Source organism: Ruegeria sp. YTSA064 (assembly GCF_059610325.1).
On the sequence record NZ_JBXWNK010000001.1, the window covers coordinates 199,399 to 214,589 of the forward strand.

The 15,191-nt window shown below is 56.4% G+C and carries 14 protein-coding genes; 7 read left to right on the forward strand and 7 right to left on the reverse strand.

Annotated features, from left to right (window positions below; all coding sequences use genetic code 11):
• Window positions 1-116 precede the first annotated feature (116 nt).
• Entirely contained in the window at window positions 117-1,013 is an 897-nt protein-coding gene (gene rpoH / locus AC2FI7_RS00960) for an RNA polymerase sigma factor RpoH (RefSeq protein ID WP_010439375.1), read from the reverse strand.
• A gap of 147 nt (window positions 1,014-1,160) precedes the next feature.
• Window positions 1,161-2,195 carry an RluA family pseudouridine synthase gene (locus tag AC2FI7_RS00965; protein WP_010439372.1) on the reverse strand — a complete coding sequence of 345 codons (1,035 nt, stop codon included), beginning with the start codon at window positions 2,193-2,195 and terminating at the stop codon, window positions 1,161-1,163.
• Between AC2FI7_RS00965 and AC2FI7_RS00970 the strand changes: the two genes are divergently transcribed.
• Window positions 2,194-2,496, forward strand: a complete 303-nt coding sequence (locus tag AC2FI7_RS00970; RefSeq protein ID WP_010439370.1) for a DUF6476 family protein — start codon at window positions 2,194-2,196, stop codon at window positions 2,494-2,496. The genes AC2FI7_RS00965 and AC2FI7_RS00970 overlap by 2 nt on opposite strands.
• A gap of 8 nt (window positions 2,497-2,504) precedes the next feature.
• Here the strand turns inward: AC2FI7_RS00970 and AC2FI7_RS00975 are convergent, their stop codons facing one another.
• The 5 genes from AC2FI7_RS00975 to AC2FI7_RS00995 form a co-directional block, all read right to left on the reverse strand.
• Entirely contained in the window at window positions 2,505-4,499 is a 1,995-nt protein-coding gene (locus AC2FI7_RS00975; RefSeq protein ID WP_496815553.1) for a hypothetical protein, read from the reverse strand.
• A 155-nt stretch (window positions 4,500-4,654) separates the two neighbouring features.
• Window positions 4,655-5,791, reverse strand: a complete 1,137-nt coding sequence (gene nagA / locus AC2FI7_RS00980; RefSeq protein WP_010439366.1) for an N-acetylglucosamine-6-phosphate deacetylase — start codon at window positions 5,789-5,791, stop codon at window positions 4,655-4,657.
• On the reverse strand, window positions 5,788-6,816 hold the full coding sequence (locus tag AC2FI7_RS00985; RefSeq protein WP_010439364.1) for an SIS domain-containing protein: 1,029 nt from the start codon (window positions 6,814-6,816) through the stop codon (window positions 5,788-5,790). The genes nagA and AC2FI7_RS00985 overlap by 4 nt, the downstream gene beginning before the upstream one ends.
• Window positions 6,817-6,828: 12 nt before the next feature.
• Complete coding sequence (locus AC2FI7_RS00990; protein WP_010439362.1) at window positions 6,829-7,584, reverse strand: GntR family transcriptional regulator; 756 nt, start codon at window positions 7,582-7,584, stop codon at window positions 6,829-6,831.
• Window positions 7,571-8,458: a glucosamine kinase nucleotide-binding domain-containing protein gene (locus AC2FI7_RS00995; protein WP_010439361.1), complete on the reverse strand. Its 888-nt coding sequence runs from the start codon at window positions 8,456-8,458 to the stop codon at window positions 7,571-7,573. Before AC2FI7_RS00995 ends, AC2FI7_RS00990 begins: the two co-directional genes overlap by 14 nt.
• A 158-nt stretch (window positions 8,459-8,616) precedes the next feature.
• Here AC2FI7_RS00995 and AC2FI7_RS01000 point away from each other — a divergent pair, with 158 nt between their 5' ends.
• The 6 genes from AC2FI7_RS01000 (at window position 8,617) to AC2FI7_RS01025 (ending at window position 14,642) form a co-directional block, all read left to right on the forward strand.
• Window positions 8,617-9,540: an N-acetylmuramic acid 6-phosphate etherase gene (locus AC2FI7_RS01000; protein WP_010439359.1), complete on the forward strand. Its 924-nt coding sequence runs from the start codon at window positions 8,617-8,619 to the stop codon at window positions 9,538-9,540.
• Window positions 9,537-10,787 (forward strand): ABC transporter substrate-binding protein, encoded by a 1,251-nt coding sequence (locus AC2FI7_RS01005; RefSeq protein ID WP_010439357.1) that lies wholly within the window; start codon window positions 9,537-9,539, stop codon window positions 10,785-10,787. The genes AC2FI7_RS01000 and AC2FI7_RS01005 overlap by 4 nt, the downstream gene beginning before the upstream one ends.
• A 67-nt stretch (window positions 10,788-10,854) precedes the next feature.
• Complete coding sequence (locus AC2FI7_RS01010; protein WP_010439355.1) at window positions 10,855-11,769, forward strand: carbohydrate ABC transporter permease; 915 nt, start codon at window positions 10,855-10,857, stop codon at window positions 11,767-11,769.
• 10 nt (window positions 11,770-11,779) lie between these two features.
• Entirely contained in the window at window positions 11,780-12,619 is an 840-nt protein-coding gene (locus tag AC2FI7_RS01015; RefSeq protein ID WP_496815554.1) for a carbohydrate ABC transporter permease, read from the forward strand.
• Window positions 12,616-13,650, forward strand: a complete 1,035-nt coding sequence (locus AC2FI7_RS01020) for a Gfo/Idh/MocA family protein (protein WP_496815555.1) — start codon at window positions 12,616-12,618, stop codon at window positions 13,648-13,650. The genes AC2FI7_RS01015 and AC2FI7_RS01020 overlap by 4 nt, the downstream gene beginning before the upstream one ends.
• Entirely contained in the window at window positions 13,647-14,642 is a 996-nt protein-coding gene (locus tag AC2FI7_RS01025; protein WP_010439350.1) for an ABC transporter ATP-binding protein, read from the forward strand. Before AC2FI7_RS01020 ends, AC2FI7_RS01025 begins: the two co-directional genes overlap by 4 nt.
• Window positions 14,643-15,191: the final 549 nt, after the last annotated feature.

The following is a 15,191-nucleotide window of genomic DNA, read 5'->3' on the forward strand; positions in this document are numbered from 1 at the left end:
CGCGATGTTAGCGCCACCAATCATTAGCAGCGAAGGACAGGACTGTCATACCCCTTGGGCAAGAAAAAACCGGCCTGACGTGGATCAGACCGGTTGGCGCTTCGAATGCGAGCGGCTCAACTTGAACTCAACATGCCCTTCTCGCGCGCAAGCTCTCGCATCTTCTTCTGCAACTTCTCAAATGCACGCACTTCAATCTGACGAATCCGTTCGCGGCTTACATTGTACTGCGTGCTCAATTCTTCGAGCGTGACGGCCTGATCCATCAGACGGCGCTGGGTCAGAATATCTTTTTCACGATCATTCAAGACATCCAACGCAGCGGCAAGCAGCTCGCGCCGGGCTTCCAGTTCATCGCGCGCCTCGTAGTCGCCAGCCTGATCAGCATCTTCATCCTCAAGCCAATCCTGCCATTGCATGGTGCCTTCGCCTTCTGACCCGACAGTCGCGTTCAGCGAGGCATCACCACCGGACATCCGGCGGTTCATGCTGATGACTTCTTCTTCAGTTACGCCGAGGTCTTCCGCGATCTTGGCCACGTTTTCAGGACGCAGATCGCCTTCTTCCAGCGCGCCAATACGCGCCTTCGCCTTACGCAGGTTAAAGAACAGTTTCTTCTGTGCCGAAGTTGTGCCCAGCTTCACCATCGACCAAGATCGCAGAACATACTCCTGAATCGAAGCGCGGATCCACCACATGGCATAGGTCGCCAGACGAAAGCCCTTTTCGGGGTCGAACTTTTTGACCGCCTGCATCAGGCCCACGTTGGCCTCGGAAATCACTTCGGCTTGTGGAAGGCCGTAGCCACGATATCCCATAGCAATCTTGGCCGCCAAACGCAGGTGTGACGTGACCATCTTATGTGCAGCCTCGGTATCCTGCTCCTCGACCCAGCGCTTGGCCAGCATGTACTCTTCCTCTGGCTCAAGCAGAGGAAACTTACGAATCTCCTGCATATAGCGGTTCAGTCCACCTTCAGGTGTAGGTGCTGGAAGATTTGAATAATTTGCCATTTATTTCTGCCCCTTGGACAAATGTTTAAGCCCTTAACATGGGATATGGGTACCAGACCCGGTACATTCAAGAGGAACTAATACAAGTCTGGAATTAACCCTATGTAAAGGAAAGCTGAAATTGCGATTTTCACAAGCCTTTGCAGATTATTTCAGCGGCTTTCTCAGGTTTTCCAACAGCGTTGACATATCCTGCGGCAACGGCGCCTCAAATCGCAGCATTTCGCCGGAAACGGGATGTTCGAACCCTAGCACCGCTGCGTGCAATGCTTGGCGTGGGAATGCACGCACAGCTTCAATCGCCTCAGGTGTGAACGCGCGCGCTGCCAGCTTGCGTTTGCCACCATAAACCGGGTCACCGACAAGGCCATGGCCAGCGTGTGCCATGTGGACACGGATTTGATGTGTCCGGCCCGTCTCGAGCCAACATTCGACTAACGATAGGCTACCGGGCGATCCGAACACCTCGACAATCCGCGCTCGTGTCACCGCATGCCGACCACCGTGAAACAGCACAGCCTGCTTTTGCCGATCCGTTTTGTGCCGCGCCAGCTGAGTCGTCAGACGCATAATATTGCCGGGCTCAAAACTAACGCCCTTTATCCCGCGCAATCGGGGATCATTGGCATCGGGCACACCATAACATATGGCGCGGTAGTAGCGCTCGACGCTATGCGCCTCGAACTGAGCCGCCAACCCATGATGCGCTGCATCCGATTTGGCCACGACCAGCAGGCCACTGGTTTCCTTGTCGATCCGATGTACGATTCCCGGGCGCTTGACACCTCCGACTCCTGATAGATCTTCGCCGCAATGATGAAGCAGCGCATTGACGAGCGTACCGTTCGGAGAGCCCGGAGCCGGATGCACCACCATCCCGGCAGGCTTGTTGATCACGATCAGATCGTCATCCTCATAGACAACTTCCAGAGGGATATCCTCGGGGCCGATATGGCTGTCTTCGGCCTCAGCCACTGTAATCCCGATCTGTGCATCTTCGGAAATTTTGGCCTTGGGGTCTTTAATGACCGCCCCATCGACGGTGACTGCCCCCTCGCTGATCAATCGTGTCAGTCGGGTACGCGACAGGTTCTCTTCCGCTGGCACATCCCGCGCAAGCGCCTTATCAAGGCGGGGCGGCGGAGCGGCCGCGATTTGAAACTCTATCAGGCGGGTGCCCATGACTGTCCCTTCCGAACCTCAGGAACCGCAGGAAACACCGCAGCTTCGACTGCTCCGGCGCATGGTCATGCTGCTGACCGCGGTTATGATTGGCGGGGTTCTAGTGACATTCGCCCTGATTGTCATCCGCCTATCCGATCGCACACCGAAGCTACCCGATCAGATCGAGTTACCTGACGGAGCAAAGGCCCAAGCATTGACGATCGGCAACAACTGGTATGCGGTCGTGACCGAGGACAACCGTATTATGATCTTTGACAAGACAACCGGAAAACTGCGGCAAGAGATTGCGCTGGACTAGGGCCGCGTCTACCCCGAAATCCTGTTCAACTGATTGGTAAACCGCTTGTAGGGCGGATAAAGATCGCGCGCTTTCTCTAGATACGGCCGCGCCTTTTTCTTGTTTCCACGTCGCATGTGGATCTGACCCGCCATACCCTGTATGGCGACGCTGACTTCATCCTGATCAGCGGCTTGCAAGATCAGCTTCTCGCCCTGCCCGATCTGGCCCGTCCGCTCCAGCAAACGGCCCATTGCGTACAGAAGAAATGGGCTTTCGGGGTCGCAGGCCAGCGCCTCGGCCATTGTTTTTTGGGCGGCGTCGGCATCGCCCTCCACTTCATAAAGCTCGGCCAGTCGTTTCTGATACAGTGTATTTTCCGGCACTTCGGCTACTATCCGACGTGTTCTGTCGATGGCCTGCGCGTCAGAGACCTCGCCCAGATGCTTTTGCAGTACCACCTGCGCGCTCTGCAATCGCGGGTCGTCTGCGGGTACGTCAGGCAGATCGTCCAAGGCTGAACTCAATGCTTCCAGCCTCTTACGCTGATCAAACAGACGTCTTGCGCGTTGATCCAGCGCCAGTTCCGCCCAATCCAGCAGAACGAAATCAAAGTTGCACGGCCGCCATGATACCACCTTGTGCTGAACAAGATAAAGATTGTTGAACGGTGGAAAACGGCGCTGACGCACCATGCGCTGCAACGACCAGTCGACCGGCGGCAGCAGTCGATGTGCCAGATGTGACCGGTACAACATTCTGGACCCCAGCACTACAACATCCGGCCGTAATGGCTTGGCCCAGAACGCTTTTGCGAAATGCCGTGTCGCCGCCCAGCGTTTGCCCTGCACACCCAGAATGGCGCCACGCAAAGCGCACATAACTGCATAATCTTCGGGCCAGAGATGCGGATTCTCCAACCCCTCACGGGCAAGCGTCTCGCTTTCCTGCCACTTGGACAGGTAAAAACAATTCAGTGATTGCAGCAACGGCATAAAGGCGTTGTCGGCCCCAGTGTCTAGGATGGGTTTGGCACTTTCATACGCCTCTTCACAGCGATCCTGAGCCGATAGATATTGCGCCGCTTTTGCATAGATATGCGCAGCCTCCGATGGGTTCAGAAACTCTGCCGGTCCTTGCGCGACCCGCTCGATGACGCGCTCATTCGCCCCTTGCAATTCCTCCTCAGTCAATACATCGCGAAACACCTTGCGCTGCTGCCCCGATATCCGCGCCGCTGCCATCGAAAAGGCCGAAATATAAGGTGCAATCACCTGATCCGCCCGCGACATTGCGTAGAGTTCCAGAAAGTCTCGTTGCGCTCGTGTCAGACCCGACAAATCAGCAATGTCCGACATTTGCATAAGCTGCGGAAACCGCTGCTTAAACCGTACGATCAACTCGGGCTGATCTGAGAACATGATCGCCGTCTGGCCCCTGGATTTTTCCAGATGGGCCTCATAAAACTCTTCGGGCTCGATCTTGGCGGGCCAGGTTGAGTGTTTCCACGGCAATCCATTCAAGATATCGCCACGACGGATGTGATAGGCAGAAACCCCCTGCCCTGAAAGTTTTTCATCCGCCCGATCCATGATCTGACGAACCTTATCGACGAACCCAACACCGCGGATGAAATCGCGATAACGGGGGCGGATGGCTTCGATATCCTCCCAAGGGAACGCCAGCACCTCAAACCCTTCTTCGACCAGTACCGAACGGCCCGAGGCTAAATGGTCCATCAACCGCTCTGGCGATGGGTCGTTCTGGAAAGCCCAAATCGGCTGAGCGGTCTCATTCAGTGCGTCGAACTCTGGCTGATTAAGAAAATGCGCATCCATCCAATCAGAAGTGAACAGCTCCTCGGGCTGATCCAGTTCCGGTGCGTCCGCGCCCTGTGGGAACCAGTTCACGCGGTAGTCGGTCTCAAAATCTTCAGCCAGACGAATACAGGTCAGGATCATTAACAGGCGCGCGCCCATACGATCCTTGCGCTGCCCAATGAAAACGCCTCGCTTCTGGGTCATGGCAAAGTCCGGGCGGCCGCCCTCATGTCGATTTTGCCAATATCTTGAAACATTAGGACATTCCCAAACCGCGTTTGCCTAACGTCTTACACAACCGCAGCGGCTGCGGCGAGATGCGAAATCTGTGGTGTCATGAGTTTCGCCAAAAATGGCGTTCAACCTGCAACAACCGGTCGGGCCTGTGACAGATCCGGGGAAATTCGAATGGCCTGCGTGATCGTGCTCAGATCAGAGATGGCTCTTTGCGAGATGATATCTCCGGGAATGCGCGTTGCCGCTGCCAAGGCATCGGGCAGAGATATGCCAACTTTTGTCGTCAACACACGCAAGGCAGTGGTCAGATCAAGATCAGCCCCAGCCAGTGTTCCGTCCTGCAAGGTTAGCCTGCCGTTTTCTCGTTGGATGATGCGTCCTTCCAACTTGAACGCGGTCAAGTCTGTCCCGGCGACGGCCATCGCGTCACTGACCAGAAACAGGCGGCCCGGCCCCTGCTTGGCGGCGAAGGCCGCGCGCATTGTCTCTGAGTGAACATGAATCGCGTCTGCGATCAGACCTGCGGACATTGCACCTTGGGAAAGGACGGCGCCAACGAGGCCGGGCTCGCGGTTGCCCAATTGGCTCATGGCGTTGAACAGATGCGTCGCACAATGCGCGCCTGCCTTAACGTACGTCACACAGGTTTCAAACGCAGCATCACTGTGCCCCATTGAGACGATGACTCCCGCTTTGGTAAGCGTTTCGACCTGAGCCGTCGTGACACTCTCGGGTGCAATCGTGACCATGAGCGCAGGCAGCACCTTTGCTGCATCTAACAGTTGCTGAAGATCGGCACCTTCCATGGGCCTGATCAGTGCAGCGTCATGCGCGCCTTTGCGACGCACGGACAGGTGCGGGCCCTCAAGGTGCAGCCCTGCAATCCCTCGCACCCCCTGTTTGATGGCCTGCGTTGCGGCCGCAATGGCGGCTCTGGTCTTTTCAGGTGTATCCGTAATCAACGTCGGCAAGATCGATGTCGCCCCAAGTTGGCGATGTGCCCCTGCGATATGCCGCAGTGTTTCGACAGACGGATCATCATTGAACATGACACCTCCGCCTCCATTGACCTGCAAATCTACGTAACCGGGGCTGAGAATGTCACCCGACAGGTTCTCGATCACTTCACCCGCAGACAGTTGAGATTCGGGCAATATGCAATCCAACCTCCCGTCGACGAAGCGGGCCGCGTGCCCTTCTACCAGCATTTCGCCGTCGAAAATCGGCCCTCCGGCGAAGGTGATCGTCGCAGCGGTCATACCGTTTCCGTCACTTTCCGCAGGTGGCGTGGTGCATCAGGGTTGATACCGCGCCGCGTGGCTACTGCCTCGACCATACCGTAGAAAGACGCAATCGAGGCGACCGGGTCCGTCATCCAGTGCGATGTGCGCACATGCGGCAGCGACGCAGCATCAGCCACCTTGTTGGTTGTCGCAAAGACCTTTGCCCCTTTGCCCGCAAGCGCATCTGCAACCTCGGCAATATTGGCCTCGGCCGCATCACCTGAGGCGAAGGCAATCACTGGAAACCCCTGATCGACAATCGAAACCGGACCATGCAATACCTCGGCCGAGGAATAGCTTTCCGCGTGGATTTGGCAGGTTTCCTTGAATTTCAGAGCCGCCTCATTCGAAATTGCCCAGGACATGCCACGCCCAAGCGTGAAAAGTGATTGGCCATCAACGGCGTCTACGACAGCACCCCAATCGCATGTGATCGCGCGCGACAAAACATCCGGCAGTTTGTGGATCGAAGACAGCAATTCCTCATCGCCCTTGACCTCGGCCAACAACCAAAGCCCGGCAACCAGAGAGGTGACGAACGTTTTGGTGGCAGCCACGCTCAGTTCAGCGCCCGCGTGGATCGAAAGAGCCGAAGAGGCGACCTTGGCCAAGGCCGATCCCGTATCATTGGTAATTGCAACCGAGTATGATCCGCCTTCAGTCAGGGATTTTGTCAATTGAACGATGTCTGGGCTTTGGCCCGATTGTGACACCGAGATACACAGAGCGCCGGGGCAGCGCATGTCTACCCCGTAAATCGATTTGACGCTCGGCCCGACCGACGCCATGGGCAGGCCCAGCAGCAGTTCAGACGCGTATTTCAGATAGCTGCAGGCATGATCCGATGATCCGCGTGCGACTGAGATCAGGAAATTAGGATCATGCTCGCGGATCGCGCCAGCAGTCGCGGAGATCGCCCTGGCACCTTCGGTTAAAAGTCGATCAACGGCAAAGGGTATCTCGTTGATTTCCCGCCGCATTTGAGTTTTTTCGGTGGACATATGTCCCGCCTTTCAGGTTGATAGACGCAGCTCTGCCACAAAATCGTAGGCATCGCCGTGATAGATGGATCGGGTGAGTTCGGCGACGCGCCCGCTTTCGAGGTATGAGGTACGCTGAATGCGCAGCCCCGCTGTACCCTCTGCAACGTCAAGCAAGCATGCCTCGGTGGCTTCAAGGTTGATGGCCGAGATCTTTTGGATCGCGCGCACCGGACGGTTCCCGGATCTTTCCAGGAACGCATACAAGGACCCAGTGACTTCGGTCGGGTTGGGCAGGATATCCAGTGGCAAAGCTGCACGCTCTAACGCCATTGGCCGTCCTCCGGCAGCGCGCAAACGATGAATTCGGGCGACCTGATCATTGGTCGATAGCCCTAGTGCCAACATCTCGTCCGGAGAAGGCAGAAACACCCCGCGCTCCAACCAGGTTGATGTTGTTTCAAAACCACGTCGCTCCATATCCTCGGTAAACGAGGTCAGGTGAGACAATGATTGCTCAACCCGTGCAACGGGCTGACGCACGAATGAGCCTGAACCCTGCCTCTGTTCAATCGCACCTTTGCGCACCAATTCCTGAATCGCCTTTCGCACCGTGACGCGCGACAGATCCGTGAGCTCAGCGATCTCGCGTTCGGGTGGAAGTGAACTGTTCGGGGCTAGAATGCCCTCTTCTATCCCCTGCTCCAACCGATGGCGCAATTGCACATAACGCGGACCAGCGGTCTGACCCAGCCATCCTTCAGGTTTCAGGAAGTCAGCAACGCTCATGTTCGATCTCCTCATGAAACGCACGGGCCAGCGCGATTGCACCGGCCAATGGATCGCCTAGTGGTTCAGTCAGGTCCTGCTGCATGATCTCTGAAAGGTAAGGCGCGTATTGCGGACCGATCCCCCCGGTCAGACAAATCGATAGACCGGGCTTCCAGCCCATCGCCTCGATCTGATCCGCCAGATATCGTGCACCGGCCTCCATGATAGCGCGCGCAAGCGCATCCCCCTGCTCAGCGCTAAGCGTGACTACAGGGGCCAGCGCACCAAACTCGGTGGGCGTCATCATGGATGCAGCCCCTACAATCCCGGCGGCACCATCAAAGCGTGCCAAAAGACCATTCGCCATGTCGGAGGTCGGCGCGATGCCATCGACACAATCGAGAGTGCGCGCCAAAGCCTGCCGGCCAACCCATTGCGCCGAAGCTTGATCCCCTAATACCGGCCCCCAGCCACCGGCCAAGCGAATCTGACCATCTCTCTGCGACGCGAGAAACGACCCCGTACCACAATGCGCCACGAAACCATCTTTCGACCCAAGCGCACCCCTCAATGCGGAGGGCCTGTCATCTTCAATTCGGGCGCGTTCGAACGGCAGCCTCGCTGCGAGTCGCTCTGCCAGCGTTTTGCCAGTGATCCCAGCCAACCCCAAATAGGCCGACGTCCCTGCAATCTGTGCGCCATTTAATCCGGCTTGCTTGGCCAGATCCGCAATACCGCGATTCAGCTCGGCACAAGCTGCTTCGAAATCGGTCGAGACGTTCGCAGCCCCCACCTCAACTTGGCGAGCAACAGAGCCATCAGAAACAGCGATACGACAACGCGTACCACCGCCATCTACAGCGAGCACTATGGTATCAGCAAGACGACTCATAGAAATACCTTTATAATACCTATTTAAGTTTTTGAAGACCCAATTGCGACCAAATTGCAGAATTATGGCTGAAATTCTGAAACATATCGACACAAAAAGAAAATGGTAGACTAATGGTATCTAAAAGGTATGATGTCCAGAACTGAGGGGAGAATCACGTGGCCACGCCAGTAACGGAACAACTGCACAAGGATGCGATCGGGCTAGACGCGCGCCCCTTGGCCGAAGTTGCCGAGTTGCTGGCTCGATCCCAGTCTGAGGCCGCGACCACCCCGCTCACCTCGCTCACCCCCATTTGCACCGGAGCAAAAGCAATGGCGCAAACGATCCGCACGGGTGGTGTCTTGCATTATCTCGCGGCGGGATCATCTGGCCTGATGGCCGCTTCGGATGCACTGGAACTCGGCGGAACTTATTCAATACCTCCAAGCCAAATACGCATTCATATGGCAGGTGGTATGCCAACGGGTGTCGAGATGCCCGGAGATACTGAAGATGCGACCAGCACTCTTGCTCGTGATCTTGTGGATCTGTCCCCCAAAGACACTTTGATCACTGTTTCTGCCAGCGGTACGACGCCGTATACTGTTGCCGCAGCCCAGATCGCGCGCGACAAGGGTGCCCCTATCGTCGGGATCGCGAATAACGGCGATACCGAACTGTTGCGGCTGTCTGATCACCCCATTCTGCTTTCCACACCGCCCGAGCTGGTTTCGGGTTCGACCCGCATGGGGGCAGGCACGGCACAAAAAATCGCGCTGAACATGCTGTCGACCCTGATGGCAATGGAGTTGGGGCATATTCAGGACGGCATGATGATCAATCTGCGTGCTGACAATGATAAGCTCCGCGCCCGCGCCAAAGGGATTGTTTGTCAACTGGCCGGCGTTGACCCCGAACAAGCCGAAACAGCATTGATGACGGCCAGCGGCAATCTGAAATGCGCCGCCTTGCTTGCAGCAGGGGTCCCGACGCTGGGCGAGGCACAGGCCATATTGCACGACGCGAATGATCACCTCCGTCCCGCCCTGGAGCGGATTAAGCAAAACCAAGAAACCATCAACCTGGGAGAAACCAAATGACACGCAAAGTTCTGAGCCTTGCTCTGATGAGTACGGCCTTGGTCACAAGCGCCTATGCACAGGAGGCCACCCTGACAATCGAAAGCTGGCGCAATGACGATCTGGCTCTGTGGCAGGAAAAAATCATTCCGGCTTTTGAAGCCGAGCACCCCGACATCAAAGTGATTTTCTCGCCCTCTGCCCCTGCGGAATACAACGCCGTTCTGAATTCGAAGCTCGAGGCCGGATCGGCTGGTGATCTGATCACCTGCCGTCCGTTTGATGCGTCGCTCGCGCTTTATGAAGACGGCCACCTGACGGATTTGTCCGATCTGGACGCTATGGGCAATTTCTCCGACGTCGCCAAATCTGCCTGGCAAACCGATGACGGTTCGGCCAGCTTCTGCGTCCCGATGGCGTCGGTGATTCACGGCTTCATCTACAACAAGGATGCGTTCAACGAGCTGGGCATCGAAGTTCCTACCACCGAGGCTGAATTCTTTGCCGCCCTCGACAAGATCAAGGAAGACGGCACCTATATCCCGATGGCGATGGGCACCAATGATCAGTGGGAAGCCGCCACAATGGGCTATAACAACATCGGCCCGAACTACTGGAAAGGTGAAGAAGGCCGTCAGGCGCTGATCAAAGGCGAGCAAAAGCTGACCGATCCCCAGTGGGTTGCCCCATATGCGACGCTGGCCAAATGGGCGGACTATCTGGGCGACGGGTATGAAGCGCAAACCTATCCCGACAGCCAGAACCTGTTCACGCTGGGTCGTGCAGCGGTCTATCCAGCAGGCAGCTGGGAAATCTCGGGCTTCAACACGCAGGCCGATTTTGAAATGGGCGCCTTTAAGCCACCGGTCCAGAACGCGGGCGATACCTGCTATATTTCGGACCACACTGATATCGGCATCGGTATGAACGCCGCGAGCGAAAACCAAGAAGCTGCGCGCACCTTCCTGGCTTGGGTCGCAAGCCCCGAGTTTGCCAGCATATTCGGTAACGCCCTACCCGGTTTCTTCCCGCTATCCAGCACTCCGGTCGAGTTGGAAGATCCACTGGCCAAAGAAATCGTTGGCTGGCGCGAAGAGTGCGAAAGCACGATCCGTTCGACCTACCAAATCCTGTCGCGCGGCACGCCGAACCTCGAAAACGAGACTTGGGGTGCATCCGTTGCAGCCATCAAGGGTGCAGAGACACCCGAAGCGCTGGGTCAGCAACTGCAAGACGGTCTGGCCAGCTGGTACGCACCGCATCAGTAACACCTAGGCCACTCACACCGGACGCGACCGCCGCGTCGCGTCCGGACCTTTTTCCCCGGAGATTCCCATGCAGACCCGCCGCATACGCTGGCACATTGCCGTTTTCCTCGCCCCTGCGGTGTTGGTCTATACGGCGGTGATGATCTTCCCCTTGTTCAACACTCTGCGCCTCGCACTGTTCACCGAGGTTGATCAGACACGTATCTACGTGGGCCTGCAGAATTTCCGCACCCTGTTCTTCGATCCAATCTGGTCCGAGCAGTTCTGGAACGCTTTGGGCAACAACTTCTGGTTCTTCCTGATCCACATGCTGGTGCAGAACCCAATCGGTATCGCTCTGGCGGCACTACTTTCGCATCCCCGCCTGCGGTTTGCGGCGCTCTACCGGTCCGCGATTTTCATTCCGACCATTCTGAGCTTTGTCATTGTCGGATTCGCGTGGAAATTAATCTTGTCCCCGCTTTGGGGCATTGCACCTTCGATGCTGGACGCCGTTGGTCTTAAGTCTCTGTTTGCACCATGGCTGGGCAAGGAAGAATACGCGCTGACGACACTGGCGCTTGTCTCGGTCTGGCAATTCGTCGGCATCCCGATGATGTTGATCTATGCCGCCCTGCTGTCGATCCCCGAAGAGATCCTTGAGGCCGGAGAAATAGACGGCATCACCGGAGCCTCGGCATTCTGGAAGATCAAACTGCCGTTGATCATTCCTTCAATCGGAATCATCTCAATCCTGACTTTTGTAGGCAATTTCAACGCATTCGACCTGATCTACGTCTCGCAAGGCGCACTGGCAGGACCGGATTTCTCGACCGATATCCTCGGCACCTTCATGTACCGCACCTTCTTTGGCTTCCAGCTGCAACTGGGCGACCCGCATATGGGCTCCGCCATCGCTGGCGCCATGTTCGCCATAATCTTGATCGGTGTCTGCATCTACCTCTTCGGCATCCAGACCCGAATGCGCCGGTATCAACTGTGAGGGTGAACGCATGAACAAAGCACGCCAAAACCCGCTAAACACGGCCGCCATGCATGGGGCGCTGATCCTCTACACGTTGATCGCCCTCTTCCCGGTCTTCGTGATCATCATCAACAGCTTCAAAACCCGACGCTCGATTTTCCGCGAGCCACTCGCCCTGCCCGATGCCGAAAGCTTCTCGCTGATCGGTTATCAGACGGTGATGAAACAAGGGGATTTCTTCCTTTATTTCCAGAACTCGCTGATCGTGACCGTGGTATCGCTGGCTTTTGTTCTGTTGTTCGGCGCAATGGCTGCTTTTGCGGTGAGCGAGTACAAGTTCAAGGGCAACACCCTGATGGGCCTCTATCTGGCACTTGGGATCATGATCCCGATCCGCATCGGCACCGTTGCGATACTTGAGATGATGGTTGCTACAGGGTTGGTGAACACCCTCTGGGCACTAATCCTTGTCTACACCGCACAGGGCCTGCCCCTAGCCGTGTTTATCCTGTCCGAGTTCATGCGACAGGTTTCGGACGATCTGAAAAACGCGGGCCGCGTCGATGGCCTATCCGAATACACCATCTTCTTCCGGTTGGTCCTGCCCCTCGTCCGCCCTGCTATGGCGACCGTGGCCGTGTTCAACATGATCCCGATCTGGAACGACCTCTGGTTCCCACTGATCCTCGCCCCAGCTGAGGAAACCAAAACACTGACACTGGGCAGCCAAGTCTTCATCGGCCAGTTCGTCACCGACTGGAACGCGGTTCTGTCGGCGCTCAGCATGGCGATCCTGCCGGTGCTGGTGCTCTATGTCATCTTCTCACGCCAGTTGATCCGCGGCATCACTTCAGGAGCTGTGAAATGACCAAAGTTCTGATCGCCGGCCTTGGCAATATGGGGCTGAGCCACGCTTTGGCCAACCATCACCACCCGGACGCTGAAGTCGTGGGGCTCGTGAACCGGTCTGGCCGCGTAGACCATCCTGACTTGTCAGAATATCCGGCCTTTTCCGAATTTCAGACGGCTCTGTCAGAGACGAACCCGGATTTGGTAGTCGTCGCCACCTATTCTGACAGCCATGCTGATTACGCCTGCACTGCGATGGAGGCCGGAGCGCATGTCTTCGTTGAAAAACCACTAGCGACGACTGTGGCTGATGCCAAACGCGTTGTAGCGAAAGCCATTGAAACCAAACGCAAACTGGTCATCGGCTACATCCTGCGCCATCACCCCTCATGGATTCGTCTGATTTCCGAGGCGCGCGACCTGGGCGGGCCGTACGTCTTCCGCCTGAACCTCAACCAGCAAAGCAGCGGGGCCGAGTGGGAGACGCATAAGGCCTTGATGCAGACCACCTCGCCCATCGTCGATTGCGGAGTGCACTATGTCGACGTGATGTGCCAGATCACGGACTCAGACCCCGTGCGCGTCCACGGCATGGGCCTGCGCCTAAGCGATGAGATAGCCGAAGGCATGTATAATTACGGCCAGTTTCAGGTGATCTTCGAGGATGGCTCCGTCGGTTGGTACGAAGCCGGTTGGGGCCCGATGATGTCTGAAACCGCATTCTTCGTGAAAGACATTGTCTCACCGAACGGTTCCGTCTCGATCACCGATGGCAACAAGGGTGCGTCAGCCGATATCGACGGACACACCAAGGTCGGCGGCCTTCTGGTCCATCGCCCCGACGGCGACCAGACAATCGACATGCCGGATGAACCCGGCCATCAGGAGCTCTGCGATGCCGAACAAGCCTATATGCTGCGCGCCATCGCTGAAGACATCGACCTGACCCGCCACATGAACGACGCCGTGCAATCGCTGGCCATCTGTCTGGCTGCCGATACAAGTATCCGCACCGGCCAACCAATTTCGCTGAAAGAGGCAAACACATGACCGCCCTGACGCTAACGAACGTGAACAAGTCCTTCGGCTCCGTCGAAGTCCTTAAGGATATCAACATCGAAGTCGAAGACGGAGAATTCGTCGTCTTCGTTGGACCTTCGGGCTGTGGCAAATCCACTCTTCTGCGCGTGATTGCGGGGCTCGAAGATGTGACCTCGGGCGAGGTTCGCATCGGCGGAGAACTTATGAACCTAACCCCGCCCTCCAAACGCGGCATCGCGATGGTGTTTCAGAGCTATGCACTCTATCCCCACCTGAATGTGCGCAAAAACATGTCACTGGCACTGAAACAGGAAGGTCAAAGCAAGCAGGTCATAGAAGAGCGCGTTGCCAAGGCCAGCAAGATGCTGAACCTTGAACCATATATCGACCGTTACCCCTCGGAACTGTCCGGCGGCCAACGTCAACGTGTCGCCATTGGGCGTGCCATCGTGCGCGAACCCAAACTGTTCCTGTTCGACGAACCTTTGTCCAATTTGGACGCCGCCCTGCGCATGAACACGCGGCTGGAAATCGCAAACCTGCATCAGCAGCTCGATGCATCGATGATATACGTCACCCACGACCAGACCGAGGCGATGACGCTAGCCGACAAAATCGTCGTCCTGCGCGACGGGCGCGTTGAACAGGTCGGTAGCCCGATGGAGCTATACAACAACCCCGCCAACCAGTTCGTCGCAGGCTTCCTCGGTGCGCCCTCGATGAATTTCTTCCCTGCCAGCGTGATCGGCGACAGCGCGGACACGATACTGGGAATACGCCCCGAAGACCTATACCTGACCGACGAGGGCCCCCTGACCGCGAACGTGACTCATGTCGAGCATCTGGGCGGAGACACCAACGTGATCGCGATGATGCAAGACCATCAGATCACCGCGCGCTTATTCGGCCAACATCAGGTTAATGCAGGTGAATCCGTACATTTCGGCTATGCTCAGGATCGAACCTATCGCTTCAACCCACAGGGTGCCCGTCTCACCTGACAATATCGGGTAACGATTTTAGGATTTTGGTGCGGTCGAGATGTATTGAAAACTTAAACACGCCTGTTTCCGGACTCCTCGAAAAACCAGAAGAATAATTTTAAAACAACATAATGAGGCTTCCAGTAGTCTCTAGATGGATCACTGTGTCTCATAGTAAAAGTTGGACCTTGGGGAGGACCAATTATGCAGTCAACAAGCTGTTATCTTTGCAAGTGAAGAACACTCAAACCGGCTAGTACTAGGATGGCGAGAACCTCTGGCTGCCAAAAAGGACGGTGATGCTGGCAAGTAGTTGCTTCGGGTCCATGTCTACAGGCGTCGCAGAGAGATGGGTTTGGGCGCTCTGTCAGCCATAGCTCTGAAGATTCACGCCAAGAAGCAGAGAAATGGCGACCCGTAGCCCGTCAAGGCAAAGACCCGATCAAAGAACAAGAACGGATACACCGGGAAGCTGCTTAGACCGATCACGCTCTGACCGTGGTCGCGAAAGAAACCTCCAGGAAATCAGAGAGAAGCGAATACGCCAAATCTCGCATCTGATCAAAT